General features: G+C 52.6%; 23 protein-coding genes. 17 read left to right on the forward strand and 6 right to left on the reverse strand.

What is annotated here, in order from left to right; genetic code table 11:
- Positions 1–3: 3 nt before the first annotated feature.
- From P40081_RS04440 to P40081_RS04465, 6 genes are all read left to right on the forward strand, one after another.
- Positions 4–2,571, forward strand: a complete 2,568-nt coding sequence (locus P40081_RS04440; RefSeq protein ID WP_042133638.1) for an ABC transporter permease — start codon at positions 4–6, stop codon at positions 2,569–2,571.
- Between the two features lie 629 nt (positions 2,572–3,200).
- Complete coding sequence (locus tag P40081_RS04445; RefSeq protein WP_042133640.1) at positions 3,201–4,943, forward strand: peptide-binding protein; 1,743 nt, start codon at positions 3,201–3,203, stop codon at positions 4,941–4,943.
- Between the two features lie 123 nt (positions 4,944–5,066).
- Complete coding sequence (locus P40081_RS04450) at positions 5,067–6,038, forward strand: ABC transporter permease (protein ID WP_039306525.1); 972 nt, start codon at positions 5,067–5,069, stop codon at positions 6,036–6,038.
- Positions 6,039–6,097: 59 nt separating this feature from the next.
- Positions 6,098–7,057: an ABC transporter permease gene (locus tag P40081_RS04455; RefSeq protein ID WP_052422169.1), complete on the forward strand. Its 960-nt coding sequence runs from the start codon at positions 6,098–6,100 to the stop codon at positions 7,055–7,057.
- Positions 7,024–8,040, forward strand: a complete 1,017-nt coding sequence (locus P40081_RS04460; RefSeq protein WP_042133642.1) for an ABC transporter ATP-binding protein — start codon at positions 7,024–7,026, stop codon at positions 8,038–8,040. Before P40081_RS04455 ends, P40081_RS04460 begins: the two co-directional genes overlap by 34 nt.
- Positions 8,037–9,062, forward strand: coding sequence for an ABC transporter ATP-binding protein (locus P40081_RS04465; protein ID WP_042133644.1), 1,026 nt, complete (start codon positions 8,037–8,039; stop codon positions 9,060–9,062). The genes P40081_RS04460 and P40081_RS04465 overlap by 4 nt, the downstream gene beginning before the upstream one ends.
- 129 nt (positions 9,063–9,191) lie before the next feature.
- On the opposite strand, the gene P40081_RS04470 is transcribed toward P40081_RS04465, so the two are convergent.
- Positions 9,192–9,839, reverse strand: coding sequence for a TetR/AcrR family transcriptional regulator (locus P40081_RS04470; RefSeq protein WP_042133647.1), 648 nt, complete (start codon positions 9,837–9,839; stop codon positions 9,192–9,194).
- 173 nt (positions 9,840–10,012) lie between these two features.
- On the opposite strand from P40081_RS04470, the gene P40081_RS04475 reads away from it, so the two are divergent.
- From P40081_RS04475 to P40081_RS04485, 3 genes are all read left to right on the forward strand, one after another.
- Positions 10,013–10,765, forward strand: coding sequence for an SDR family NAD(P)-dependent oxidoreductase (locus P40081_RS04475; RefSeq protein WP_042133649.1), 753 nt, complete (start codon positions 10,013–10,015; stop codon positions 10,763–10,765).
- Positions 10,766–10,905: 140 nt separating this feature from the next.
- The gene (locus tag P40081_RS04480) at positions 10,906–12,357 is read left to right on the forward strand and encodes a hypothetical protein (RefSeq protein WP_042133651.1); all 1,452 of its coding nucleotides are present in this window, start codon (positions 10,906–10,908) and stop codon (positions 12,355–12,357) included.
- A gap of 23 nt (positions 12,358–12,380) precedes the next feature.
- Positions 12,381–13,034, forward strand: coding sequence for a M48 family metallopeptidase (locus P40081_RS04485; RefSeq protein ID WP_042140741.1), 654 nt, complete (start codon positions 12,381–12,383; stop codon positions 13,032–13,034).
- Between the two features lie 23 nt (positions 13,035–13,057).
- On the opposite strand, the gene P40081_RS04490 is transcribed toward P40081_RS04485, so the two are convergent.
- On the reverse strand, positions 13,058–13,942 hold the full coding sequence (locus tag P40081_RS04490) for a GNAT family N-acetyltransferase (protein WP_042133653.1): 885 nt from the start codon (positions 13,940–13,942) through the stop codon (positions 13,058–13,060).
- A gap of 13 nt (positions 13,943–13,955) precedes the next feature.
- Entirely contained in the window at positions 13,956–14,543 is a 588-nt protein-coding gene (locus P40081_RS04495; protein ID WP_042133655.1) for a GNAT family N-acetyltransferase, read from the reverse strand.
- Between the two features lie 279 nt (positions 14,544–14,822).
- Here P40081_RS04495 and P40081_RS04500 point away from each other — a divergent pair, with 279 nt between their 5' ends.
- The 6 genes from P40081_RS04500 to P40081_RS04525 all read left to right on the forward strand — a co-directional run bounded on the left by P40081_RS04500 (position 14,823) and on the right by P40081_RS04525 (position 20,525).
- Positions 14,823–16,748 (forward strand): asparagine synthase-related protein, encoded by a 1,926-nt coding sequence (locus tag P40081_RS04500; RefSeq protein ID WP_042133657.1) that lies wholly within the window; start codon positions 14,823–14,825, stop codon positions 16,746–16,748.
- 29 nt (positions 16,749–16,777) lie between these two features.
- Entirely contained in the window at positions 16,778–16,903 is a 126-nt protein-coding gene (locus P40081_RS38190) for a paeninodin family lasso peptide (protein WP_039306512.1), read from the forward strand.
- 116 nt (positions 16,904–17,019) lie between these two features.
- Positions 17,020–17,955, forward strand: a complete 936-nt coding sequence (locus P40081_RS04510; protein WP_042140742.1) for a phosphoenolpyruvate carboxykinase (ATP) — start codon at positions 17,020–17,022, stop codon at positions 17,953–17,955.
- Between the two features lie 2 nt (positions 17,956–17,957).
- Entirely contained in the window at positions 17,958–18,257 is a 300-nt protein-coding gene (locus P40081_RS04515; RefSeq protein WP_042140743.1) for a lasso peptide biosynthesis PqqD family chaperone, read from the forward strand.
- Positions 18,254–18,712, forward strand: a complete 459-nt coding sequence (locus P40081_RS04520; protein WP_042133659.1) for a lasso peptide biosynthesis B2 protein — start codon at positions 18,254–18,256, stop codon at positions 18,710–18,712. Before P40081_RS04515 ends, P40081_RS04520 begins: the two co-directional genes overlap by 4 nt.
- A gap of 13 nt (positions 18,713–18,725) precedes the next feature.
- Positions 18,726–20,525, forward strand: a complete 1,800-nt coding sequence (locus P40081_RS04525; RefSeq protein ID WP_042133661.1) for an ABC transporter ATP-binding protein — start codon at positions 18,726–18,728, stop codon at positions 20,523–20,525.
- A 477-nt stretch (positions 20,526–21,002) separates the two neighbouring features.
- On the opposite strand, the gene P40081_RS38195 is transcribed toward P40081_RS04525, so the two are convergent.
- Both P40081_RS38195 and P40081_RS04530 read right to left on the reverse strand, forming a co-directional pair.
- Positions 21,003–21,155: a hypothetical protein gene (locus P40081_RS38195; protein ID WP_156118524.1), complete on the reverse strand. Its 153-nt coding sequence runs from the start codon at positions 21,153–21,155 to the stop codon at positions 21,003–21,005.
- Positions 21,136–22,326, reverse strand: a complete 1,191-nt coding sequence (locus P40081_RS04530) for a nucleotidyltransferase domain-containing protein (protein ID WP_042133662.1) — start codon at positions 22,324–22,326, stop codon at positions 21,136–21,138. The genes P40081_RS38195 and P40081_RS04530 overlap by 20 nt, the downstream gene beginning before the upstream one ends.
- A gap of 330 nt (positions 22,327–22,656) precedes the next feature.
- Here P40081_RS04530 and P40081_RS04535 point away from each other — a divergent pair, with 330 nt between their 5' ends.
- Complete coding sequence (locus P40081_RS04535; protein ID WP_042133665.1) at positions 22,657–23,367, forward strand: DUF554 domain-containing protein; 711 nt, start codon at positions 22,657–22,659, stop codon at positions 23,365–23,367.
- Between the two features lie 156 nt (positions 23,368–23,523).
- Here P40081_RS04535 and P40081_RS04540 read toward each other — a convergent pair whose 3' ends face one another.
- Positions 23,524–24,465 carry an NADP-dependent oxidoreductase gene (locus P40081_RS04540; RefSeq protein WP_042133667.1) on the reverse strand — a complete coding sequence of 314 codons (942 nt, stop codon included), beginning with the start codon at positions 24,463–24,465 and terminating at the stop codon, positions 23,524–23,526.
- Between the two features lie 246 nt (positions 24,466–24,711).
- Between P40081_RS04540 and P40081_RS04545 the strand changes: the two genes are divergently transcribed.
- Positions 24,712–25,965 carry an MFS transporter gene (locus P40081_RS04545; protein ID WP_039306503.1) on the forward strand — a complete coding sequence of 418 codons (1,254 nt, stop codon included), beginning with the start codon at positions 24,712–24,714 and terminating at the stop codon, positions 25,963–25,965.
- Positions 25,966–26,093 lie beyond the last annotated feature (128 nt).

Consider the following 26,093-nt stretch of genomic DNA (forward strand, 5'->3'; position numbering starts at 1 on the left):
GACATGAAGAAACGGGCATTATGGAAGGATGTTTTTCGGGAAATCCGTCATACGAAAGCAAGGTTTCTCTCGATTTTTGCGATTATTATGCTGGGGGTAAGTTTTTTTGCCGGGATCAAATCAGCGGGGCCGGATATGCTGGATACCGCAGCGACTTATTATAAGGATCATAGGCTGATGGATTTACGCGTTCAGTCCACTTATGGGCTGACAGAGAAGAGTATTGATAATCTTCGGGACATTCCCGGAGTGAAGACTGTTCAGCCTGTGTACAGCTCGGATGTGTTTCTTGGTGAGAGCGGACTGATTGCTAAGGTGTATTCCTATGCTGACGATAATGAACTGAACGGGTACAAGATTACCTCCGGGCATCTGCCTGAGGTATCCGGGGAGATCGTACTTGACGCTTATCTGCTGCAGGAGGAGAAGTTCTCGCTGGGAGATTCAATTACCTTCAGCGGCGAGGCAGGGGATGATCTGGCGGGGAACTTCCAGACATTGAGCTATACCGTGGTCGGCTTCGCGCAGAGTCCGCAATATATTGAAACGTCGACCCGAGGAACGAGCCGGATCGGCAAAGGGACAGCCGATGCGTTTGCTGTCATCCCGGAGGATGACTTCAGCCTCCCGGTGTACACAGAGGCCTATCTCAGCTTCACGGATACGGCTGCAGAAACAGCTTATACTCCGGCTTATGATGCTCTCATCGAGCGGCATCTGCCGGAGACCGAGGAAGCGCTGAAGGATTACCCGCAGCAGCGTCTGGAAGAGCTGAAAGCGGAAGCCGCAAAGCTGCTGGCTGCGGGCCGGCAGCCTATGGACGAGGCGCAGCAACAGCAAACGCAGCAACAGCAGGCGGAGGCCTCAGCAGCGCAGAACCCGCTGGAGCTGCCGAAGGTGTATGTGACAGACCGGACGATTAACCCGGGTTACGCCGAATACAAGGATAATGCGGACCGGCTGTCGGCGATTGCCACGGCGTTTCCGGTGTTCTTTTTCCTGATTGCGGCACTCGTCAGCTTAACGACGATGACCCGTATGGTTGAGGAGCAGCGTCTGCAGATCGGTACTTTGAAGGCCCTGGGGTATGGTTCCATGGATATTATGACCAAATTCCTGGTGTATGGCACACTCGCTAGTCTGGCGGCATCCATTGCGGGCCTTGCGATCGGCTTTACCTTATTTCCGGGCATTATCTACAATGCCTACAGCCAGCTCTATAACCTGCCGGGCGTGATCAAAAGCTTCTATCCCGCCTACGCCATTATTTCCATAATAGTAGCGCTGGTATGTACAGCAATGACGGCGATGATCGCTTCCCGGGTGGAGCTGCGCAGTAATGCGTCGGTACTGATGCGGCCCAAGGCCCCCAAGAGCGGACAGCGCATTATGCTGGAACGGTTCAGCTTTTTGTGGAAACGGCTTAGTTTCGTGCAGAAGGTGACGGCCCGCAATCTGTTCCGCTACAAGCAGCGGATGTTCATGACGGTAATCGGGGTGGCGGGCTGTACCGCGCTTATTCTGACCGGCTTTGGGCTGAAGGATTCCATTGGCAGCATTGCCGACCGGCAGTTCGGCGGGATTATGAAATATAACGCCCTGGTTGCGCTGCATGACAATGCAACAGCCGGAGATAAGGCGTCCTACGCAGAACTGATTAAACAGGAGTCCGCAGTTACGGGAACGCTGGATGTGCTTCAGGAAGCAATGACTGCCCGGGCCAAAGGGGTTAACGATCAGGAGGTACGGATTTTTGTTCCTGCGGCTGCAGATCAGCTGGCTCCGTTCGTTGTACTGAAGGACCGAATAACAGATGAACCGAAGATGCTTACTGACGAGGGCGCAATCATTACCGAGAAGCTCGCCAAGCTGTACGATCTGGTTCCGGGAGACAGCCTGACTGTTCTGGATAGCAACAATGAGGAATATCAGGTCAAGGTGTCGGCGGTTACCGAGAACTATGTGCTGCATTATGTGTATATGACGCCGGCTTACTATGCCAAGGTATTTGGCGGCGGGGCGGTCTATAACACTCAGCTGCTGAACTATAGCGCGCAGGATAAGCAGTGGGAAGACCACTTCGGGGAAAAATTAACCGCCAACGGGCAAGTGGCGCTGGTCAGCTTTTCCAGCGGGGTGGGCGAAGCTTTTGACGGAACCATGAAGAGCATGGACGTTGTTATAGTAGTACTGATCGTGTCCGCTGCTGCGCTGGCCTTCGTGGTGCTCTATAATCTGACCAATATCAATGTGTCTGAACGGGTCCGTGAGCTGTCTACGATTAAGGTGCTGGGCTTCTATGATAAGGAAGTCACCATGTATATATACCGGGAGAATATTCTCTTAACACTGCTCGGGATCATCTTCGGCGGTGCACTGGGGATTCTGCTGCATGGCTTTGTCCTGTCAACGGCTGAGCTGGATGCCACGATGTTCGCTCCGCTGATCAAGTGGCAGAGTTATCTGTACGCAGCCTTGCTGACCGTGCTGTTCTCGGGGATTGTAATGGCGTTCATGCACCTTAAGCTGAAGCGGATTCATATGATTGAAGCGTTGAAATCGGTGGAGTAACGTAGTCACTATTTTGTCAAAAACATAAAAAGAGCAAGAAAATGAGGAAGAAAAACAGGCTGCCGGAAGAGTTCTCCTGGCCTGGTTTTCTTCCTTTTTGTGTATTGAAATATAGAAATCACTATGCGACCAAGCTCGCAAAAAAGATAATCATGCTGAAAGATGTCGAATTAACACGAAAATGATAACATTAAGTCATGAAAACTAACCGTATTAAACATAGTTGAATAGTTTGAAAAGAGGTTTAAGGTGAGTTTTTTTTACTATATTGGAAGGAATTATTTTTTGTACACATAAATAAGATATGAAAGTGATAAAGAAATATATTGACGTAAGATATATTCACATGTAATATAAACCATAATTTATAGGGAATTGTTAAGACTCCCAGCCGGGAAAGTTGCCCCTGCCTCTAATTGACCTGCGGTCTATTTGATCTCTGAATGTCATAGGCATTGCATGTGATGTTATATTACATGAATTGCAGATGTCAGCTGAATTATAGCGGCAGGGGTAGAATCATCCAGAATACCCAGTCTCCCGGAAGCTTTGAAGAGAAGGTGGCGAACCGGACCTGTGGTTCCGGGTAACGCTCACTACACGCACTTAACTAAGGAGGAGTAAAAGGAATGGCGAAAAAGAGAAAATGGTGGTCTAGTTTACTTGTTGTATCGTTGGTAGGGGTTCTATTTACGGGTTGCAGCACCAATAACACTGCAAGTTCTCCAACTAATGCTCCTGCAGCAACAACAGCCGCTGAGAGCGCAGCACCTGATGCTACAGCTGAACCGGCCGCAGATGCACCGGTTGACGGCGGAACAATTGTACTCAGCACATTCTCCGATATTGTTAATATTAATCCTCTCTTAATCAATGACACCTCTTCAGGCGATATTGCCCAATTCGTATTCGCCTCCTTGTATGATCTGGACCGTGGAGGGAACGTAACTCCGGAGCCTTGGTCACTGGCTGCAGAGCTTCCGGTTATCTCTGAAGATGGTCTGACTTATACCGTGAAATTGAAAGATACAATCAAATGGAGTGACGGCCAGCCGATCACTGCCGATGATGTGGTGTATACAATCGAAACCGGCAAAAATCCGGAGACAGGTTCACCGCTGACCAGTGCATTTGACAAGGTGAAGACCGTTGAGAAGGTCGATGACCAGACTGTGAAATTCACATTGTCCCAAATCTATGCGCCGTTCCTGTACGCCCTGTGCCAGGCTATCGTGCCAGCGCACATTCTGAAGGATGTAAAGCCGACTGAAATCCAAACCAATGCCTTCGGTACAGACCCGGCCAAGACCGTAACCAGCGGACCTTGGAAATGGACAGCCTGGAAACAAGGCGAAAGCCACACCCTTGATGCCGATCCGAACTACTGGGGTACTGTTAAGCCGCATATCGCTCAAGTGGTTTACAAAATCTACGCCGATCAGAACACTGAGGTTCAGGCTATCATGAAGGGCGACACGGACCATATCAGTGCGATTCCGGTAACGCAGGTTGAAGCCGTTAAAGCTGACGGCGATATCGACATTATTCAGAAGCCGGGCGCACAGTATGAATATGTAATGTTTAACTTCGACGGCAAGAACTTCCCTGATAACTATGGCCTTTTCGCCGGACAGAAGACCAGACAGGCAATTGCACATGCACTGAACCGTCAAGGTATGGTAGACAATATTCTAAAAGGCGTAGGCGCCCTGATGAATGCCCCATTCCTTCCGGACACTTGGGCTGACCCGGGTGATGCCGCTGTGAACTATGACTACAACGCCGAAACTGCCAAGAAGCTCCTGGCAGAAGACGGATGGGTTGCCGATGCCAAAGACGGTATTCTCACTAAAGACGGACACCGCTTCTCCTTCGAGCTGCAATACAATGCCGGCAACAGCCGCCGCGAGCAAGTAGCCGCTGTTATCCAGCAGAACCTGAAGGATGTTGGTATCGAAGTAACACCTAAGGCGATCGACTTTGCAGCTTGGATTGACCAGAACGTAACACCGGGTAAATTCCAGGCCCTGCTGCTGGCATGGTCTCTGAATACACCGGATCCGGATGCAGAGAGCATTTTCTCCTCCAAATACTTCCCGCCTGCCGGCCAGAACAGCGGCTGGTATAAGAATGAGAAGCTGGATCAGCTGTGGGTGGACGGTTATTCCACTGTTGACCAGGATAAACGTAAAGAGATCTACAAAGAAGTAGGTAAAGAAATTTCTACCGACCTTCCTTATGTATTCCTGTATCAATATGGTCAGGCTATCGGAACAGGACCTAGAGTACACTGGGCAGAGGAAGATGCTCCTGAGCCGTCACTGGGCTACGGACAGTTCTTCCACGCTATCAAATGGTGGGTAACCGACTAACGAACCGAACAAACTGAATAGAATTACGGGAGGTGAAAGAGAATTCTCTTTCACCTCCCCCTTTTGTATGAATGGGGGAGCCTTCCGTAATCTATCGCCTTACCATCTCTAGGAGGATAGCCCATGACAGAATATCTGATACGACGCGTGCTTCAATCGGTATTGGTCATCTTTCTGATTACCATACTGACCTTTCTTCTCATCCATGCTGCTCCGGGCGGACCGACGCAAGTCATGCTTTCTCCGGGCTTATCCCCGGAAATATTTGAACAGCAAGCCAAGAACCTTGGGCTGGATCAGCCTGTTCCGGTACAGTATGTGCGCTGGATCGGCGACCTGCTGCAAGGAGACTTGGGTTACACCTTCAAGAACCATATTGCGGTATCCGATCTTCTCTGGCCGCGTATTGGCAACACCGTGATTCTGATGGGTGCGGCTTGGCTGGTATCACTGCTGATCGCAATTCCTTGGGGAATCTATAACAGTACCAAAGTGTATGGTCTATCTGACCAGACGGCTTCATTCATTTCTTACTTAGGCTTCGCAATGCCAACCTTCTGGTTCGGAATACTCCTCCAGCAATGGTTGTCACTGAAGCTGGACTGGTTTCCGTTGTCGGACATGTATACCAGAGGCAAGGAAGGCAATATAGGCGATTTGTTCATGCATCTGGTGCTGCCGATAACAGTGTTGGCACTTGGTTTCCTGGCCTCTTATATGAAATATGCGCGCGCAAGTATGCTGGAAGTGCTCGATCAGGATTATATCCGTACGGCGCGTGCCAAGGGCGTCAAAGAGCGTAAGGTCGTCTTCCGCCATGCGCTGCGCAATGCACTGATTCCGATTATTACGATACTCGGCCTTGATCTTCCCATACTGGTGGGAGGGGCCGCTTTAACTGAGAATGTATTCAACTGGCCGGGAATGGGCCGTTGGTTTGTTGAGATGGCAGGTGCGCGCGAATATTCGGCACTGATGGCTGTTACTATTGTGACGGCTGTTATAGTCGTTATCGGCAATCTCCTGGCAGATATACTGTATGCCGTAGTTGATCCCCGGGTGAAGCTCGGTAAGCAAGGGGGCAAGACGGCATGAATACAGAGAATACTGAGTTTACCAAAGGGGCTGTATCTAAGCCGTTTGGAACCCCGGACATGAATCCGATGCCCGGAGGGACAGACCCTGAGATTGCGGTAGTGGATTCCAAGCGGCCGCCGGGTCCCTGGAGTGTTTTATGGAAGAAATTCTCGCGCAATCCGTTCGCAATGGGCGGTTTGGTAGTCCTGATTATATTTGTGCTGCTGGCGGTCTGCGCATCCAAACTGACCCAATATAGACCGGAAGCGATTGATCTGATGTTCGCCAATCTGAAGCCGGGAGCAGAGGGGCACCCTCTTGGCACAGACGAGCTGGGCCGCGATATTCTCAGCAGACTGCTGTACAGTGCGCGTGTTTCACTCGCTATCGGATTCTCCGTTGCGTTTGTTTCCGTAGTTGTCGGATCGGTTATCGGTGCCATTTCAGGGTATTTCGGCGGGTTTGTAGATACGGTATTCATGCGTATTGTAGACGTGATGAACTCTGTGCCGACCCTGTTCCTGAACATCCTGATTATGGCGCTGTTCGGCACACAGATTAAATACATGATTCTTATTCTGGCATTTACCAGCTGGATGAGTATTGCCCGGCTCGTCCGGGGGACCTTCCTGCAGCTGCGTGAAATGCAATATGTGGAGGCGGCCAGGGCGATTGGAGTATCCAGCTGGGGCATCATTTTCCGGCATCTGCTCCGTAATGCAAGCTTCCCGATTATCGTAAATGCGACCCTGATGGTCGGCGGTGCGATTCTGAGTGAATCTGCGTTGTCGTATCTGGGCCTCGGCATTCAGGCACCGGCTACAAGCTGGGGGCTAATGCTCAGCAACGCTCAGGAATTCATGCTGGTTGACCCGATGCAGGCAGTGTATCCGGGCTTCTGCATCCTGCTCGTAGTGCTGGCAGTTAACTTTATCGGCGACGGCATCCGGGATGCTCTAGATCCCAGACAGCAAGTGACCAAATCCCGGAGGAGGCTGGAACAATGGCGGAAAAACTACTCGAAATCCGGAAGCTGACCGCCGGCTTTGCAACCGAGAAGGGCCTTCTCAAAGCAACCGACGGCATCTCCATTTCTGTGAACAAAGGCCAGACTGTCTGTATTGTCGGTGAATCCGGCAGCGGTAAAAGTGTAACCTCACTCGCAATTATGCGGTTGATTGATTATGCCGGAGGGATGATTCTTGACGGAAGTATTGATTTTCACGGCCAGGATTTGGCGGCGAAGAGCCAGGAAGAGATGCGGGAAATCCGCGGGAATCAGATTGCCATGATCTTTCAGGACCCGATGTCGTCGCTGAATCCGGTATTTACGGTAGGCGAACAGATTGCGGAGAGCCTGCGGCTTCATCAGAACAAGAGTGATGCCGAAGCCCTGAGGATGGCGGTTGATCTGATCAAATTAGTCGGTATCCCGGCTCCGGAGATCCGTGCCAAGCAGTATCCGCATGAGCTGTCCGGCGGGATGTGCCAGCGCGTCGTCATTGCTATTGCGCTGGCTTGTAATCCTGAACTGCTCATCGCCGATGAGCCGACAACCGCACTGGATGTTACGGTGCAGGCTCAGATTCTGGATCTGCTGCGCAAGCTTCAATCCGAACTCGGGATGTCCATTCTGCTGATCACCCATGATATGGGAGTAGCGGCAGAGATGGCTGACCGCATTGCTGTTATGTATGCCGGAGCCATCGTGGAGGAGGGGACGGTCGAAGAGATTTTCGACCACCCGAGCCATCCATATACGGTCGGGCTGCTCCGGTCGATTCCGGGGTTTGAAGGCGGACGGGGAGGCGAGCTGTATACCATTCTCGGGACGATTCCTCCGATTGGCCAGCTGCCTTCCGGTTGCCGCTTTAATCCGCGCTGTCCCCATGCCATGGATATCTGCAGGAACCAGGAGCCGCCGGATTTCATGATCTCGGACGATCACCGGACGGCCTGCTGGCTATTCAAGGATAAGCCGGTGCAGGCAGATTACAGCAATGAGGTGAAACGCGCATGATGAATGAAACGGCAACCCAACCGGTAAGAGAACATATGCCTTCTTCGGAAATATTGCTGGAAGTTAAGGATGTGAAGAAATATTTCCCGATCACCAAGGGTCTGCTTAACCGCACCGTCGGACAGGTCAAGGCTGTGGATGGTGTTAATTTATCCATCCGCAAAGGCGAGACCTTCGGGCTGGTCGGCGAATCCGGCTGCGGCAAATCCACGTTCGGCCGGGTGCTGCTCCGGCTGCAGAGTGCAACAGGGGGAGAAGTGTTATTCAAGGGGAAGGATATCCATTCCCTGAGCTCCGGTGACATGCGGAAGCTCCGGGAAGAAATGCAGATTATCTTCCAGGATCCGTTCGGCTCGCTGAATCCGCGGTTCCTCGTCAAGGATATTATCGGAGAGCCGCTGCGCATTCACCGGAGCATGTCGGCTAAAGAGATCGATGCCCGGGTAGTGGAGCTGATGGAGCTGGTGGGGCTGGATGCCAGCCGCCGGAACCGTTACCCGCATGAATTCTCCGGCGGACAACGCCAGCGGATCGGGATTGCCCGGGCGATTGCCCTGAATCCGCAGTTTATCGTTGCCGATGAGGCTGTATCGGCACTGGATGTATCGGTACAATCCCAGGTGATCAACCTGCTCATGAAGCTGCAGAAGGAACTCGGGTTAACCTTCCTGTTCATTGCGCACGGCCTGAATGTGGTCCGGCATATTTCGGACCGCGTCGGGGTAATGTATCTGGGCAAGCTGGTGGAGGTGTCTGAGACGGAGGAGCTGTTTGCAGCTCCGCTGCATCCTTACACTGCCGCCCTGCTCTCGGCGATTCCGAAGCCGACACCAAGACGCAAGCAGGACCGCATTGTGCTGGAGGGGGATGTGCCATCCCCTGCTAACCCGCCGTCCGGATGCAGGTTCCATACCCGCTGCCCGTTTGTCCAGGACAAATGCCGCCAGGTGGAGCCGCTGCTTGAAGAGGTTGTTCCAGGCCGTCCGGTGGCCTGTCATTTCCCGTTGCTTCCGAATTCATAGATAATCCGCGATTTCCTAAGGATATCCCGCAGATTAAGGGGGTGACCCCGCAGCCATATCCACAACTGGCTGCGGGGTCACCCCCTATTTTTTGTATCCCTGAAATAGTCATTGCCCTGCATATGTGCTCTATACGAGGGGCTTCAGATAGTCGAGAAACACCCGCTTGAGGATATCCAGCTGGAGCTCTGTTGGAAGATCCGCTTCAAGCATAGGGATGTTCTTCTGCAGCGAGAGCTTCTTCGAGAAAATGCCGAACGTATTAATTAATGTAGTTAAAGTATCCCTCACCTCAAGGTCGGAGCGGACCGAGCCGTCCTCAATGCCATTCTGAATGATCCGGGAATAGACCTGCGAAATCCGGCGGGTCAGAGCATTGAAGTGATGAATATCCTCCAGCGGTTCCGGGAAATGGGCGGCGTAGCTTTCGAAGTCAACCATGAAGGTTGTGCTTAATTTATAGTGATCCTCAATGAAAAAATCGAATAATGCTTCAAGCTTGTCCAGGCATGGCACAGGCAATCCGGCCACATATTCAAACCGCTCCAGCATCGGCTCCAGCAGCCGGGTAGCAATGGCAACAATCAGCTTTTCTTTCTTGGGGAAATACCTGAACAGGGTAGCAATGCCGATATTCGCGTCAGTTGCAATATCCTGCATCGTGGTTTTCTCAATCCCCTTCTGGTTAAATACGCGTTCTGCTGCTTCCAGAATCAGGGATAAGCGCTGCTGTTTGCCGTCAAGGCGTTCCTTCTCGTATCTTGTTTTGGGATCCATAAGAGCTTATACCCTTTCACTATCGGTATTTGAACTACAAGTAGTATAGCTAGTGCTTATTCTTTAAGCAAGGAGGGTTTGAGTTTATCCGCACAAAGTGATATGATAAATATCACAGTGATAGTGTAACTATCACCATACATTTTAATTCACACAACGAAGGGGATACAGCTATGAATCGACTGAAGGATAAGGTTGCCATTATTACCGGAGCCGGCAGCGGCATGGGACGTGAAGAAGCACTGCTTTTTGCGCGGGAGGGTGCCAAGGTTGCCGTTACCGATATTAATGAAGCTGCGCTGCAGGCTGTAGTGAAGGAAATTGAAGCTGACGGCGGTCAGGTTACAGCTTATGTTCATAATGTGGTCTCTGAAGAGCAATGGGTCCATGTGATCGAAGAAGTGATGAAGACTTACGGCAAAATCGACGTGCTGGTCAACAATGCGGGAATTTCGCTTGCAACCGGACTTCTGGATACAACTATGGAGCAGTGGAACAAGGTCATCAGCATTAACCTGACCAGCACCTTCCTTGGGATGAAATATGTGGTTCCGCATATGCAGGAGAATAATGGAGGCTCAATTGTCAATATTTCATCGATCGCAGGTCTGACCGGAAGCAGCGGCGCAGGCGCTTATACAGCCTCCAAAGGCGGGGTCCGCATGCTGAGCAAAGCGGCGGCTGTTGATTTCGGTAAAGATCATATCCGGGTCAACTCTGTGCATCCCGGCTTTATCGAAACGCCAATGAGCGCTGAGTTCGTGAATGACGAACAAAGGCTGAAATGGTTCCTGTCCCAGACGGCGCTGCCGCGTGTCGGCCGTGCCTCCGAAGTGGCGGAAGCCGTGCTGTTCCTCGCTTCCGATGAGTCGGCTTATATCACTGGTGTAGAACTGCCGGTAGATGGCGGCGTTACAGCGAAATAAGAGCCCGAAGCCCCGGCTGCCGGGAGGGACAAACTTGAAATAGATGAAGAGGAGTGCTGCCGGGTTTATGGGCAGCGCTCCTCTTTGCTTTTGATACCGCCGTAAACTAATTATTGTGTAAAAGCCACTTCTATAAGAAAATGAGAAAAAGACTGATTATTGTAATTCTAATCCTAATCAATGCCGCAATGGATGCGGAACCGGAGGCTATGGTGAAAAAGGTCGACAAAGCAGTTTCAGCTCTCTTTATTCTTATAATGATAGTGGCCGTATGGATATGGGCGGTGTCCGTGCATGCGTGGAGCCTGATGGGCACCCTTGCCTCGCTAGTCTGTCTGGGGCTGTTTATCTGGACGGGACTGCGGGCCATTCCCGCTTTGACCGGATACATAAGTTCATGGAATATGCAGGAGCCGGTACGTATCAACAGTCTGCCTGAGGAGCGGCAACGGACATGGTGGAAGATTGTGCTCTGGGTGGTGGCCAGCCGTGTGCTGCTCATTCTGATAGCCTATGTCTTCTGGATGCTTAAAGACGGGGTTTCCGGAAGCTTATTCTCCCGTTTTACCGATACCTGGCATATTCGCGGAATAGACGCCATGTCTTATCTGGGGATCGCTGAGCACGGGTATGTCACGGAAGGAGACTCCCGGTTCCACATTGTGTTCCTGCCTTTATTTCCAGTCATTATTAAGCTGGCGCAGTTTTTTACAGGCAATTATATGGCCGCCGGCTTTGTAGCCGCTAACCTTTGCACCCTTGCTGCAGCGTTGTTCGCTTATGAGCTTGCCAGGCTGGACATGGGACGCAGCAATGCGCTGCGGGTCGTGAAATATATTTTCATCTTTCCTTCGGCGTTCTTTTTCTTCATCCCCATGACGGAGGCGCTGTTCCTGCTGCTCTCCCTGATGGCATTGTATTATGTGCGCCAGAAGCGCTGGCTGCTCGGCTGTCTCTGTGCGGCGCTGGCCGGCTTCACCCGTTCTCCGGGGATACTGCTGGCTGTACCGGTTGTCGTGGAATTTGCCCGGGATTTGGCAGCAGGCTACAGACAGCTGGAGCGGAAGGCTTTTATTAACAGACTGATCCAAGCAGGGGTCTCTCTGGCTACAGTGTCCTTTGGTCTGCTGGCCTATCTCTATATCAATTACAATGTTACGGGCAACGTGTTCCAGTTCAGTATTTATCAGCGGGAGCATTGGTCGCAGCAGTTCTACTTCTTTTTCGATACGGTGAGATATCAGATGGAATATGCCGTGAATACCTTCAAGGATGCGGACTTCCGTTCCTTCCTGGGGCTGTGGCTGCCGAATCTGATCAGTATCTTCCTGGTGCTCTTGATGATGTTCAAAAGCGCGAAGAGACTTCATCCTGCTTATATGGCGTATTTAATCGTCTATTTCGTCTACGTTGTGGGTCCGACCTGGCTGCTGTCCGCTCCGCGTTATTTCGCCGTGGCTTTTCCGCTGGCCTTCGCGGCAGTAGTATTGACCCAAGATAAGAAATGGAAGGATATCGCGCTTACCTCCTTATTCATTGCGGGGAGTCTGCTGTATTTGGCAGTGTTTGTAGCCGGGTATCCGGTGTATTAGAAATTACAGAAATGATGGTGGCTATGCAGATTCAGCTCGAAGATCAGATGATTACGCTCCATGTTCAATATGCCAAGCGCAAGAAAATGTCCGTTCAGATTGACGGATCGGATCTCATTACCGTTAAGGTGCCTACAGGAACAAGTGAAGAGAGTATCCGCACTGCGGTGGAAGGGCTCGGCCCGAAGATACTGGAGAAGCTGCGCAGCAATGCGGCGGCCCGGCAGGTGCCGAAGATCAAGGAGTATCAGGGGGAAGAAACATACCTGTATCTGGGGAAAGAGCACGCGCTGCATGAGCTGATTGCGACCGGCGGTATGAATGCGGAGGAGCTGAAGCTTGCGCTGAAGAAGTTCTATATGGCCAGTCTGAAAAAAATCGTTGCAGAGCGCATTACCCGTTATCAGGCCCAGCTGAAGGTGAAGCCGAAGAGTATCGAGATTGTGGAATCGCGGACCAAATGGGGGAGCTGCAGCTTTGATAAAAAACTGACGTTTAACTACCGCCTTGCCATGGCGCCGCCGGAGGTGATCGACTATGTCATCATTCATGAGCTCTGTCATCTGCTGCATATGAATCATGACCGGTCCTTCTGGCGCCGCCTGGGAAGTGTAATGCCGGACTACAAAGAGAAGGAAGCTTATCTGGCCCGGCAGGGGCAATTCATGACACTCTGAATCCTATGTGATGACGGCGTGGCTTAAGCGATGGATGTTGCCGGAAGTTTGACGTTCGCAGGGTACTGCAGACTGCTCTGATTCCGCACGAACAAACCGCTTGGGCAGCTGCTGCCCGCCAGTTCAAGGTCATCGTCACTAGGCGTGAAGTGGAAGACTATAGCCTCCGTGGCGCTGTCCGCAAGCTTCATTGCGATTTCGCGGACGGCGACGGGCTTCGTGCTGATCAGATCGTAAATCTCTAACCGGCTGCTCTCCTGCCGGCAGATGGCGATGACCTCCTCGTCCTCCAGGTAATATAGATCGCCGCTGAAGACGTTCAGGCAGTAGAACATCAGCAGTCCATCGGCACCGCTGACGCCAAGGCGTTCGGATACCGGCTGCCGCTGCGCTGCGAAGGTGGCGACCAGGCTCAGATCACAACTTATGGACAGATCCAGCTTGCGGATTTCCGGAGATCCGGTGGACCCGGCTGAACCGGGAGGGCAGTTCATGGAGAAGAGCTGCTCCTCCACGGGCTGGAATCCGAACTTGGGATAGAAGTCCAGCACCGTATCGTTGGCAAAAAGATACATGAATTCACACTGTAGTCCGTAATCCTCCAGCACTTTGTTCATCAGCCGGGCGGACAGGCCCTGTCCCCGGTAGTCAGGATGCGTCATCACCGTCCCAAGCTGCACGGCGCGGGACCTCACGCCATTAATAGTCAGCTCAAGCAGGTTCACCGAGACATTAGCAATTACCCGATTACCCTCTGCGTAAGAATAAGGAATGTACCGTTCCCCCCAGAAGCCCTGCTCATACCAGCGCTCCAGCTCAAGTTCAAACGTATCAGCAGCCAGCGCGAAAAAGCTGTTTCTTAGCGGCTCCCGATCTTTATAATTGCAGACAAATTGAAGATTATCCATGGCAGCTGCTCCTTCAGTAATATTCAACCCCGCGAACCTTCGAATAAATCATAGTGTCTCTTAAGGCCCCTTGTACATCTAATTTGTCATTCCGCAGAATGCCTTCCAGAGTGAAGCCTGCACGTTCAGCCACCCGCGCACTCTGTGTATTGCGGGAATCACAGCGGATCTCCAGCCGGGCCGCCTGCAGCTTCTGTACGGCGAAATCGGCAATGGCCCTCACCGCTTCCGTGATATAACCTTGTCCGGCGCAGGAGGTGCGGACCCAATAACCGATTTCAAACTTCCGCACCTGCCAGTCGATCCGGTGCAGACCGCTGCTGCCGACCAGCTGACCGGTCTTCTTATTCACGAGCAGCAGCCGGATATCCTTGCGTTCCAGAAATTGCAGCCGTGACTTCCGGATGGAGGCTTCGGATTCCTCCACAGACGGGATATGCTGTGCCCAGGGCATCCAAGGGCTTAATTCGGCTGTGCTCTCCTGAACGGCTTCATTTACAGCGGCGCCGTCTCCCCATAGAGCGGCACGGATCAGCAGGCGGCGGCTTTCAAAGCTCTCCGGCATGGAGAGGAGGATCGGGTCAATCGGATGAATAGGCATAAGTTCAGCTCCTAGAGAGATATGTAATCTGAGCGTGAGTATTATATATAGCTGCATATAATGAAGCTTTTCAATGAAGCTACTTTTATAGCAACTTATATAGGTCTTCACTCAGCTGCTATATATCATATAACTATTGATAAGTCAATACGCTAAAGGCTACCTAAAAGTACTCTCTGGTACTATTCACAATCAATGGAAAGAACGTTATCTTATATAGTAAGAAGTGTTCATTATTAAGAACGAATATCGAATTCTTAGACAGCTGGAGGTCGTACAATGAGCGCAATCGCCGGGATCTATTCTATGCAGCATGGGCCGCTGGACCCGGAGCTGGGTCCGCGCCTTATGCAGCAGCTGCAGCGTTATCCGGCTGATGATGCCAGGGCCTGGAGGGCAGAGGGACTCTTCCTCGGCTGCCGCTCGCAGTGGATCACCCCACAGTCAAGGAATGAGATTCTCCCCTATTATGATCCGGAACGCGGGCTGGCGATTGTGGCCGATGCAATCATTGATAACCGCAGCGAACTGTTCGGACAACTTCAGGTTGTCCGGGAAGATCGTGATTCCATTCCAGACAGTCTGCTGATTCTCTTGGCCTATGAGAAATGGGGGGGAGAGGCTCCGGTTCATCTGGTCGGTGACTTTGCCTTCATGATCTGGGACGCGCGCAAGCGGACGCTGTTTGGGGCGAGGGATTTCTCGGGTAACCGGACGCTTTACTTTCGCCGTTCCGGCAAAGAGTTCTCCTTCTGTACCGTAATTCATCCCTTGCTGGCCTTGCCTGATGGTCAGCAGGGTCTGAACGAAGGCTGGATTTCAGAGTATCTGGCGAGCCAGGCCCGGAACGATGTGGCTGATATGTTCTCCACGGTTTATCAAGGGGTGGAACAGCTGCCGCCTTCCCACTCGGTTACAGTCAGCGCGAAGGGGGTTACCTTCTCCCAGTATTACACCTTCCGGACTCCGCCTCCATTAAGGCTTCGCGGCAACGGCGAATACGAGGAAGCGTTCCGTGAGGTATTCGGGCAGGCAGTCAGAGACCGGCTGCGGACCCACCTCGCAGTAGGCGCCAATCTGAGCGGCGGACTGGATTCCGGCTCAGTGGTCAGCTTTGCTGCAGAGGAGCTCCGCCGCCGCGGCAAGCCATTATTTACATTCAGCTCTTATCCGCTGGACAATTTTACAGGCTTTAAACTGGGCCAGCGGGTCACCGATGAGCGTCCATATATTCAAGAGACCATCGACCATGTGGGGAACATTCAGCCCAGCTTCTTGAACTTTCCTGACCGGAGCCCTTATGGTGAAATTGACGAATGGCTGGATATTATGGAGATGCCCTACAAATTCATTGAGAATTCCTATTGGCTCAAAGGCATATATGAACAAGCACAAATGAAAGGCGCCGGTGTTCTGCTCAGCGGACAACGGGGCAACTGGAGTATCTCCTGGGGGCCTGCACTCGATTACCAGGCGAAGCTGCTGCGCGAATTTCACTGGATTTCCTTCTACCGCGAGAACAAGCTTTATAGTCGTTCGATGGGGGCAAGCCGCAAGAAAATGCTGAAGATTGTCGGCCGCAAGGTGTTCCCCGGCCTTGGTCAGCTGATCTCCGGGAAGCAGGAGGCCCCTCCAGAGCTGATTCATCCTGAATTCGCACGGCGGACAGGGGTGCAAGAGAAGCTGAGAGAGCTTGAAGGAGTTGCTTCGTCCCAGACGGTGTACGATATCCGCAGACAGCATTTCCAGCAGCCGCATATCTGGAATGTGAATGGAACGGCAGCTACCAAGCTGTCGCTGAAGTACAGGGTATGGGATCGTGACCCTACGAATGATCTGCGTGTCATCAACTTCTGTCTGTCTGTCCCTGAAGGACAGTACGTCCAGAACGGAGTGGACCGGTCGTTAATCCGCCGGTCCATGGAAGGACGGCTGCCGGACAAGGTCAGACTAAACCAGACGCGGCGCGGTATACAGGGAGCAGATGGGATTACACGTATGCTGCCCCAATGGCAGATGTTCCTGCAGGAGCTAAGGGAGATGCTTCAGGACCCCCGGACTTCCTCTTACTTGAATCATGCCGGGCTCGCCGGGTGTTTAGACCGGCTGGGTAGTGAGCCCGCACCATTATTAATATTCAACACGGATTTCCGCCTTCTTACGAGAGGACTGGTGTTCTACCGCTTTCTGAAGCGTGTGACCTGATGGATGTTTCTTGAAAGGGGGTGACAAATATGAAAAAGGAATACAGCAAGCCTGCATTGGAAGTTCTGGATGTTAAAATGACTATGGCTGGACCTGGGATCGCTATTGCCGACTCCTTCCAATCGGATCCGGAAGAAATCGTTAGTCACTCCTAGTTTTGCTTGGCAACATCCCAGCCCTCATCCCTCTTAGCTTGCTGGAGGGGGATAAGGGCTATCCTCACATCACCGGCAGGCAGCCGGGTGAAATTGATAAAGATGGAGTGAACCGTATGGCGAGCACAGTGCAATGCCTGGGGTATAAGGCTTTTGGTCTGCAAATTCTCAGTGAATTCCCCTTGCCGGAACTTCCCCGTACGGAGCAGCCCGGAAGGTTGGGCAGCGTATCTGTTGTGGAGGCTGATTTGTCCGAGCGCTGGGAGGCGATACCGAAGATTTCACCGAATCTGGGTATGGCAGAGCAAGAAGTGATGTTCATGGTTAAAGGCACAGCTGTCTTTTCCATACAGAATGGCAGTACCATTACCGTATCTCCCGCAGTCCATGCCGATCCGGATAGCATCCGCCTGTTCATTCTGGGCAGCTGCATGGGTGTTCTTCTGATGCAAAAAGGCGTATTGGCTCTTCATGGAAGCTCACTTGTTCTGGAGAATAAGGCATACGCGCTGGTCGGGCGTTCGGGAGCGGGGAAATCTACGCTTGCCTCCTATTTAATGGATCAGGGACATCTCCTGGTCAGTGACGACGTTATTCCCGTGTTGGTGCATAATGGAACTCCATTAGCTGTTCCAGGTTATCCGCAGCAGAAGCTGTGGCAGCAAAGCTTGGACTATTTGGGAATGAATTCGTCTGCGTACCGCCCGCTGTTTAAGCGGGAGACCAAGTTTGCCATACCCGTTCATGACCGGTTCCAGGCTGAACCGCTGCCGCTTGCAGGAATATTTGAACTGTCTGTACAGGACGGGCCGGTGTCAGTAGAGGCTATCAGCGGCTTGGAGCGGCTTCATACCTTATATAATCATACCTATCAAAAAGCGCTGGTGGACCCCATGGGGGTCAGGGAATGGCATTTCGGTATGCTGGCCTCATTCGTTAACCGGCTGCCGATGTACCGGCTGACCCGTCCGGAGCAGGGCTTCAGTGCACCGCAGCAGACGGAGCTGATCTTTGAGACGATTACCCAAAAGGTGAAGGAGATGAAAATATGAATATGGATACAGCAGCAGTCCTGTCCCTTGATTCGGTTCTGGTTCAGCGGGAAGGCAATATCGCCAGTGACATGGATGGCGAGAAGGTGATGCTGAATGTGAAGAACGGTAAGTATTACAACCTTGGCGAGGTCGGGGGCGAGATCTGGGAAGCTCTGGCTTCACCGGTGTCCATCCGCCGGATTGCCGAGATCATGCAGGAGATCTTTGAGGTTCCGGCGGAGCTGGCACAGCAGGATGTATTTGATTTTGTGCAGAATCTGCTGAATGAGGATCTCGTCGCCATCGTCAACGGGCCATGATTACCCTCCGGCGCATCGGTTTACTGCTGAAGTATGACAAAGCCGCGCTGGCGCTGATTCCTGAGGCGTTATGGCGGCTTTTCCTGGTTAGAATCCAGCTGCTGTTTCCTTTTGCCAAGACGGCTCCGCAGCTCGGGGTGAAATCCCTGGAGACTCCGGCGGTATCCAAAGACACGGATATTCCCCGCATTCAGCAGATCACGAAGGCCATTCGGGTGATCAGCCGCTATACGCCCTGGAAAAGCACCTGTATGGTCAGAGCCGTAGCCGGTCTGAAGATGCTGGAGAAGCGGGGGATTGAGAGCACACTCTATATGGGGGTGGCGCGGGATAAGCAGGGGCAGATGATCGCCCATGCCTGGCTGAGAAGCGGGGCTTATTATGTCTCCGGTGATGATGCCATGCAGGGATTCGTGGTTGTGGAGAAATTCGCCAAAGTGTTACAAGCTGAGTGATCGAGGTGGGCCCATGCAAGCGATAATCTATTATTTCCGGCAGCTTCAGCGCTTGTCGGGAGCTAAACTATATCTCAACTTGTCCGGTATGGTGATCAGTGGTCTGCTGGAGAGCTCTGCCATATTGCTGCTTGTACCTATGCTGGGTATGGCTGGTATTCAGTTAGGCGGCACAGCCACGGCCGGTCTTCATCTTCCGATGCTTGGCTTCATCTCCGAACTGCCGCAGACCACGGCGCTCCTGCTGGTGCTTGGCGGTTATGTGCTCATTGTACTCTGCCAGAATCTGATCTCACGGTCCGTGGCCATCCGCAATGTGGAGATTCAGCAGACCTACGGCAGACAGCTGCGTTATGAGGTATACAGCGCGTTGCTGCGGGCCGAATGGTCTTTTTTTCTGAAAAAGCGCACCTCCGATCTGATCAACGTGATGACTACGGAACTGGCCAGAGTGCTTGCCGGCATCAGCTGCTTCCTGCAGTTTCTTACCTCGCTGCTGTTCACGCTGGTGCAGATCGGCTTCGCCTTCTGGCTGTCCCCCAAGATGACGCTCTCCGTACTCGTCTGCGCTGTTCTGTTGTCCCTGTTCTCCCGCCGCTTCATCCGTAAGGCTAAGAAGCTGGGCAGCCGCAGCACGGAGCTCGGCAAGACCTACTTGGGCGGAATAACGGATCAGCTGAACGGAATCAAGGATATCAAAAGCAACAATCTGGAGCATTCCCGGCTGGAGTGGCTGCATGCCTTCACCGGAGAGGTGAAGCAGGAGCAGCTGGACTATACCCGTCTGCGTTCGAACTCGCAGCTGCTGTACAAGTTGTCCTCTACACTGCTGATTGCCGTGTTTATCTTCGTCTCCTTCCGGTTCATGCAAGCAGAGGGTCCTAATCTGCTGCTGGTTATTCTGGTATTTACCCGGCTGTGGCCGACATTCTCTACCCTGCAGTCGCTGATGGAGCAGCTAGCCTCCGTACTGCCCTCCTTCAAGCAGCTGCAGCAGCTGCAGGACGAATGTCTTGCCGCTGTGGAGCATGACCGGGTGGAAGGCGGGGAAGCTGTAGCCCCTATGATCTTGAAGCATGGTCTTGAAGCCAGAAATGTTGACTTCCGCTATCATCCGCATGAACCGGAATATTCGCTTCAGAACGTAAATGTCTCGATTCCGGCCCGGAAGATGACCGCCATAGTCGGACGTTCGGGCGCAGGGAAGAGCACGCTCGTTGATCTGCTCATGGGACTGATGCAGCCGGAGACCGGAGAGATCCTGGCTGACGGCGCGCCTATCACAGGTGAGAGGCTGCTGTCCTACCGGAGATCCATCGGGTATGTTGCGCAGGACCCTTTTCTGTACAATGCGACCATCCGTGACAATCTGACGATGATCAAGCCGGATGCGGAGGAAGCGGAATTGTGGGAGGCGCTGGAGTTTGCGTCTTCGGCTGACTTTGTGCGCAAGCTGCCGGACGGACTGGATACGCTGCTCGGCGACCGCGGCGTACGCCTGTCCGGCGGGGAACGGCAGCGTCTGGTACTGGCGCGCGCGATTATCCGCAAGCCGTCCATCCTTGTGCTTGATGAAGCGACGAGTGCGCTCGATACCGAGAATGAGAAGCGGATTCAGGAGGCGCTGGAGCGGCTGAAGGCATCGGTGACGGTCATCGTCATTGCCCATCGCCTGTCCACCATCCGGGGAGCCGATCAGATTCTGGTCATCGACCAGGGACGGGTGATCCAGCAGGGAATATACAGCGGCCTGGCTTCAGAGAAGGGCGGCATGTTCAGCCGTCTGCTTAGCGGGCAGGAAGAAGCAATATAGGGGAGGGGCTAATTAGCCCCTCCCCTATATTGTCTTTAGCCTACGCTGGACATCACTGCGGTGATCTTGGACTTCCGGATGGCTGATGAACTGTAGTATGAATTTCTGGATTCATCCGCTAATCCTTCGCTAATCCTCCGCTAATCATCCCCTGTTCGCGGTAGTGAACCTGTAACTTTATAAAATCCTGCACAGAATACAACATTTTCCTCATGTTACCGGCTCAAATCCAATATTGTTGTACAAAATGCAGCATTTCACCTTATTCAAGCGGCTTTGTTGGATTATTCTTGTATTTTGTACAACAATCCTCCCGCAAACCCTGCAATCCAGAAGTCAAAGTTGCAAAACGTACAACATTTATGCCTATATTGCTTATTTAAGGTTACATTTATGCCCGCATAGCTTACTTAAGAGACTCAATTCTGCCGGAAATCAATCAGAAGTGAGGATTTAAGTGTTTAAGTGTTTAAGTGTTTATTCCGTTAGTCCCGCAAGTCCCGGCAGTCCGACCAGTCCGACCAGTCTGACCAGTCCCGCCAGCGATCGACCGATATTGACCGCAACTCGTGCGGTTGTTGAGGAAAGTGCGGTTCCCGCATCCCGCCCGCTATATCCGTTTCTCTGCACCCGTTACCTTCCGCCAGCTCCACAGGAAAGGACGGAGGGGGAAATACAAGAAATGCAGCGCCTCCGGCAGCGGCAGTGTCTTCGCATCCGCTGCATAAGGGTACATAAAGCCGGTTACATAGAGTACCTGATGCCAGGGGGATAGAATCGCCGGCTGGTAATATTTATAATGACGCTCGACCTCCGGCTCCAGCGGAGGGTTGTGCAGATTGACCATCCGCGCCACATAGAACAGGGCGCGCTGTGCTAATCTGCGGGCTTTGGGTTGGTCCGTCAGAGCGGACAATCCGGGCTCTATCTCCGCGTCCAGCAGACCGGCTGCCAGAATAAGTGCCTGTCCGCCTACAGCGCTGTAATTGTAGCGCCGCAGCAGGCGGGTCAATACAGCGGAGTCCGGCTGCTGCAACAGCAGCATTTTGATGTCCAGCAGCCATCTCAGCCGGGACCATCCATGTCTGGCTCCATGGGCAGCCAGGAACAGGAACAGATCCTCCTGGCCCAGATAGTGGACGTTGCGGCCGAAGGGGCTGCTTGTCCGCGCATGCTTCCAAAGGGTATCGAAATCGGGTTCTTTGGACGGCCCCGGGCTTAATCTCCAGTGTACCTCCGCCTTGATCTTACTGACCGGATGATTGAATGTAGTATGATGCTCCCGCCATTTCCAGTCTCCGAGTATGCTCTCGAACGTTTCTTCCTTCACATACCCCAGACGGATCAGCAGGGCTTCCGTATCCTGCAGCTGCGCCATCGGCACCAGGAAATCAAGGTCCCGTGAGGTCCGCAGCGAGATATCTCCGTACAACGCCTGCGCAAGCACCGGACCCTTGAGGAACAGGCAGCGGATATTCAATTCGGCCAGCTGAGTGCCGAGGTTACTCATTTCACCGCTGAGCTGAAGCATCTGGACGGTATTTCGGCGATACTCCATTTTTATCCGCTCCAGGACGCTGGCAGGAATCACATCCCCATCCATCCGGCTGAGCTTGGGGTACAAATATGGATATACCCGGTGATGTAAGGTAAGCCGCAAGAATACATCCCAGTCCAGGCCTGTGAACAGCTGCGGATTCTGGTGTGCCGTTTCATTGATATTCTCAGAAGTTAAAAGCGCAAGAAGAAGTAATGTTTCCTTAGATAAGCTCCCCTTATCGAGGGTAGGCCGTTCATTCATAGAGACTCTCCTTACTTGGCTTTGAACAGATCCGCACCGGATTTGTTCAAAGATAAGAATATATATGCCTGACGCATTAGAATGTCCTTATCTTTCCCGCTGAAACGGATACCGTTCTTCTCAGGAAGGCTGGCCGTTTCTACTTGTATTTAGAGAATGATATTAGTGAGCGTACCATCGTTAACAGAAATCTGTCAATTTAATCTGGCGATGTAATCCTGATGGGCCATATGCATCTGCTCGGCCGGCAACACTCTTGACGCTACAGTGCCTGTTACCCCTATAATGCTAGGATAAGAGAGAAATTATAGTTGGGGGAACTGCTGAGCGATGGTGCTGTTGGGAGCTTTGGTGAATGGAGCAGCTATTATTATCGGAACAATGCTGGGCAAGTTGCTGGAACGGATACCGGAGAGTATGAAGAATACGGTGATGAACGGGATTGGGCTGGCGATTGTTGTGCTGGGGGTGCAGATGGGCCTCAAAAGCGGGAATTTCCTGATCGTTATTCTAAGCCTCGTGATCGGGGCGGTAGCCGGTGAATGGATCAACATTGAAGACAGGTTCACCCGTGCAGGGAATTGGCTGGAGCGTAGAGTGGGGGCAGGCGGACAGGGGAGTATCTCGCTGGGATTCGTCACGGCAAGCCTGGTGTTTGTGGTGGGTGCAATGGCCATTCTCGGAGCCCTCGACAGCGGCATCAAAGGTGATCATCAGATTCTCTATACCAAAGCGATTATGGACGGATTCATTTCCATTATTCTGACCTCGACGCTGGGAGTCGGTGTTCTGTTCTCGGCGGTCCCTGTTGTTCTATATGAAGGGATTATTGCTCTGCTTGCTACACAGATTACCCGGTTTGTGCCTGAAGCACTGCTGAACGACTGTATTGCTGAGATGACCGCAGCGGGAGGGATTATGATCATGGCGATCGGCCTGAATCTGCTGGGAATTACCAAGATCAAGGTAGCCAATCTTCTGCCCGGTATTCTTGTGGCTGTACTGCTGGTCGTGCTGGTGCATGGATTTCAACTGAATTGAGGCAACCTGGGCCATACGGGATTTCCTCCGCTTGAACTTGTGGTGAGACGGCTAATATTTCTATAATCAACTACCCCCACTTAGCCCATAAAGGGTCTTGAAGTGGAGGTATCCTTGCCTTATATCAGATGAACGGGCATGCGCATTGCCGGACCGTTATTTGATAGTGATAGCGACTTTGCCCTGAGTCTGCCTGCCTTCGCACAGCAGATGTGCGCTGCGCAGTCCTTCTGCAGTGAGCGGGAAGGACTGGCCAATTATCAGCTTCAGCCGGCGTTCGGCCGTCAGCCGGGCCAGCTCGGCCAACTGGAACGGGTCAGCGGCGGGAGTGAGGTACGCTGCCGTGATGTCCCCAGCCGCCGCTTGTACCGGGTCAGGCCGCTCCGCAGTGGAGATCAGCCTCCCGCCGGGTGCGAGAACCGCGAAGCTCCGGTTCAGGATCAGACCTCCGGCGGTGTCGATCACAACATCTATGCTCTGCCCGAGAATAGCGGCGAAATCCTGCTCTTGCCGGTCTATCGCCTGGTCGGCTCCGATGCCCCAGGCCAGATCAAGCTCATCACCGCTTACCGTCGTAATCACGGTAGCTCCCCGGAGCTTGGCGAGCTGGACAGCCAAGCTGCCGATATCTCCCGCGCCGTCGTGAACCAGCACGCGGTCCCGGCTGGAGACCCTGGCACTGGCCAGCGCCTGCCAGGCGGCAAGTCCGGCAGCAGGCAGAGCGCCAGCTGCTTCAAAGGATAATCCCGGGGGAATCGGTGCCAGCACCTGGCCGTTTGCCAATGTATATTCTGCGTAGGCCCCGCCCTCCTTAACCTGCATCAGCCCAAATACCGCATCACCCGGTTTGAACCGGCTTACTCCGCTGCCTGTACTCACTACCACTCCGGCAACGTCTATTCCGGGGATCAGCGGAAAGGCGGCAATATGGCCGCTGCCGGCAGGCAATGAGCCCTCCCTGACCTTCAAGTCCGCCGCATTAACAGAAGTCGCATACATTTCAATCAGTATTTCATGCTCACCCGGAATGGGAACAGGGATATCAATCTCTGTTAAATTTCCAGCGGGGCCGAACTCATGAATGGCGATGGCTTTCATTGATGGTAACCTCCTATACTGCTTGCAGATTCGTTTGTACATACTATACTTTTGCAGATGTATTTAAAAGCTAAGAATTTATATGCTCTGCGCATAAATTATCCTTATCTTTCCCGCTGAAACGGTAGCGTCCTGAAAAAGGACGGCAAACCATTCCTGCTTGGTCAAAATCCATTAGGTAGCGCTGTGGAAACTATGCTAGAATATGACTCTAAAGTGCTGAGAAAGAGGAGGAATCCCCTGACAATGAACACTGACTGGAAGAAAAATATTGCCTTTTTCCTTACCAGCCAGACCGTCTCGCTGTTCGGATCTTCACTGGTCCAGTATGCGATTCTCTGGTATATTACCCTGAATACACAGTCCGGAGTAATGATGACGTTAGCGATTATCTGCGGATTTGTGCCGATGTTTCTCTTGTCGCCCTTTGCGGGGGTCTGGGCAGACCGTTACAGCCGCAAATGGTTGATTGTCCTCTCGGATTCTATTATTGCAGCTTCGACGCTGGTTCTGGCGATATTGTTTCTGCTGGGATACGACCAGATGTGGCTGCTTTTTGTGGTGTCTGCCCTGCGGGCGCTTGGAGGCGGAGTGCAGACACCGGCTGTAGCGGCCATGCTGCCGCAGCTGGTGCCGGAAGACAAACTGACCCGGATCAGCGGAATCAACGGCAGCATTCAGGCAATGGTGATGCTGCTGTCCCCGATGCTGAGCGGAGCCCTGCTGAGCATGGCAAGTATTGAAATTATATTTTTCATCGATGTGATCACTGCTGCAGTGGCGGTTATGACGATGTTCTTCTTCGTGCAGGTGCCGCTTCATGCCAAAGCTGCTGCAGAGCAGACACTCAGCTATTTGAGTGATCTGCGCCAGGGCTTCAGCTATATCCGGCAGCATGCTTATATTAGAAGCTTTTTTATTTTCTGTGCCTTTTTCTTTGTGCTGGCGGCCCCGGTGTCGTTTCTGACTCCGCTGCAGGTTACACGAACCTTTGGCGGGGATATCTGGCGCCTGACCGCCATTGAGATTACGTTCTCGATCGGGATGATGCTTGGCGGACTGCTGATGGCAGTCTGGCCGGGTTTCCGGAACCGGGTTCATACGATGACCCTATCGGCCCTTGCCGTCGGGTTATGCACGTTTGCGCTGGGAGTAATTCCGGTCTTCTGGATTTATCTTGCCGTAATGGGGCTGGTGGGACTGGCGCTGCCGTTCTTCAATACCCCCTCCACAGTTCTGCTGCAGGAGAAGGTGGAGCCGGATTACCTGGGCCGGGTCTTCGGGGTGCTGGGCATGATTTCGAGTTCGATGATGCCGCTGGGCATGCTGGTCTTCGGGCCGTTGGCCGATCTCATACAGATTGAATGGCTGCTGATCATTACGGGGATGCTGCTGTTTATCCAAGGCTTTTTCCTGCTGGGTAATAAGGTGCTGATCGAGGCAGGTAAGCCTGCTGCTGTTCCTGGTGCTGAAGCGGAGAATGCCGGAGGAAATGAGTAAGATCTGCCGGTTGCTCCGGAATCGCATGAATGTTTGTACAAAAGATTGAAATCAAGGAGTACAGTACTGTAGAATTGCACTATGTAAGATAAACGTTCTATATATCAGATTTAACCAAGAAGGGGATT

It is taken from the genome of Paenibacillus sp. FSL P4-0081 (genome assembly GCF_000758565.1).
Taxonomy (GTDB): Bacteria; Bacillota; Bacilli; order Paenibacillales; family Paenibacillaceae; genus Paenibacillus_AQ; species Paenibacillus_AQ phytohabitans.

What these genes read in the sequence shown, in the direction of transcription:
- P40081_RS04440 (WP_042133638.1), top strand. Translation starts at nt 4, where the DNA reads ATGAAGAAACGGGCATTATGGAAGGATGTTTTTCGGGAAATCCGTCAT.
- P40081_RS04445 (WP_042133640.1), top strand. Translation starts at nt 3,201, where the DNA reads ATGGCGAAAAAGAGAAAATGGTGGTCTAGTTTACTTGTTGTATCGTTG.
- P40081_RS04450 (WP_039306525.1), top strand. Translation starts at nt 5,067, where the DNA reads ATGACAGAATATCTGATACGACGCGTGCTTCAATCGGTATTGGTCATC.
- P40081_RS04455 (WP_052422169.1), top strand. Translation starts at nt 6,098, where the DNA reads ATGAATCCGATGCCCGGAGGGACAGACCCTGAGATTGCGGTAGTGGAT.
- P40081_RS04460 (WP_042133642.1), top strand. Translation starts at nt 7,024, where the DNA reads ATGGCGGAAAAACTACTCGAAATCCGGAAGCTGACCGCCGGCTTTGCA.
- P40081_RS04465 (WP_042133644.1), top strand. Translation starts at nt 8,037, where the DNA reads ATGATGAATGAAACGGCAACCCAACCGGTAAGAGAACATATGCCTTCT.
- P40081_RS04470 (WP_042133647.1), bottom strand. Translation starts at nt 9,839, where the DNA reads ATGGATCCCAAAACAAGATACGAGAAGGAACGCCTTGACGGCAAACAG.
- P40081_RS04475 (WP_042133649.1), top strand. Translation starts at nt 10,013, where the DNA reads ATGAATCGACTGAAGGATAAGGTTGCCATTATTACCGGAGCCGGCAGC.
- P40081_RS04480 (WP_042133651.1), top strand. Translation starts at nt 10,906, where the DNA reads ATGAGAAAAAGACTGATTATTGTAATTCTAATCCTAATCAATGCCGCA.
- P40081_RS04485 (WP_042140741.1), top strand. Translation starts at nt 12,381, where the DNA reads ATGCAGATTCAGCTCGAAGATCAGATGATTACGCTCCATGTTCAATAT.
- P40081_RS04490 (WP_042133653.1), bottom strand. Translation starts at nt 13,942, where the DNA reads ATGGATAATCTTCAATTTGTCTGCAATTATAAAGATCGGGAGCCGCTA.
- P40081_RS04495 (WP_042133655.1), bottom strand. Translation starts at nt 14,543, where the DNA reads ATGCCTATTCATCCGATTGACCCGATCCTCCTCTCCATGCCGGAGAGC.
- P40081_RS04500 (WP_042133657.1), top strand. Translation starts at nt 14,823, where the DNA reads ATGAGCGCAATCGCCGGGATCTATTCTATGCAGCATGGGCCGCTGGAC.
- P40081_RS38190 (WP_039306512.1), top strand. Translation starts at nt 16,778, where the DNA reads ATGAAAAAGGAATACAGCAAGCCTGCATTGGAAGTTCTGGATGTTAAA.
- P40081_RS04510 (WP_042140742.1), top strand. Translation starts at nt 17,020, where the DNA reads ATGGCGAGCACAGTGCAATGCCTGGGGTATAAGGCTTTTGGTCTGCAA.
- P40081_RS04515 (WP_042140743.1), top strand. Translation starts at nt 17,958, where the DNA reads ATGGATACAGCAGCAGTCCTGTCCCTTGATTCGGTTCTGGTTCAGCGG.
- P40081_RS04520 (WP_042133659.1), top strand. Translation starts at nt 18,254, where the DNA reads ATGATTACCCTCCGGCGCATCGGTTTACTGCTGAAGTATGACAAAGCC.
- P40081_RS04525 (WP_042133661.1), top strand. Translation starts at nt 18,726, where the DNA reads ATGCAAGCGATAATCTATTATTTCCGGCAGCTTCAGCGCTTGTCGGGA.
- P40081_RS04530 (WP_042133662.1), bottom strand. Translation starts at nt 22,326, where the DNA reads ATGAATGAACGGCCTACCCTCGATAAGGGGAGCTTATCTAAGGAAACA.
- P40081_RS04535 (WP_042133665.1), top strand. Translation starts at nt 22,657, where the DNA reads ATGGTGCTGTTGGGAGCTTTGGTGAATGGAGCAGCTATTATTATCGGA.
- P40081_RS04540 (WP_042133667.1), bottom strand. Translation starts at nt 24,465, where the DNA reads ATGAAAGCCATCGCCATTCATGAGTTCGGCCCCGCTGGAAATTTAACA.
- P40081_RS04545 (WP_039306503.1), top strand. Translation starts at nt 24,712, where the DNA reads ATGAACACTGACTGGAAGAAAAATATTGCCTTTTTCCTTACCAGCCAG.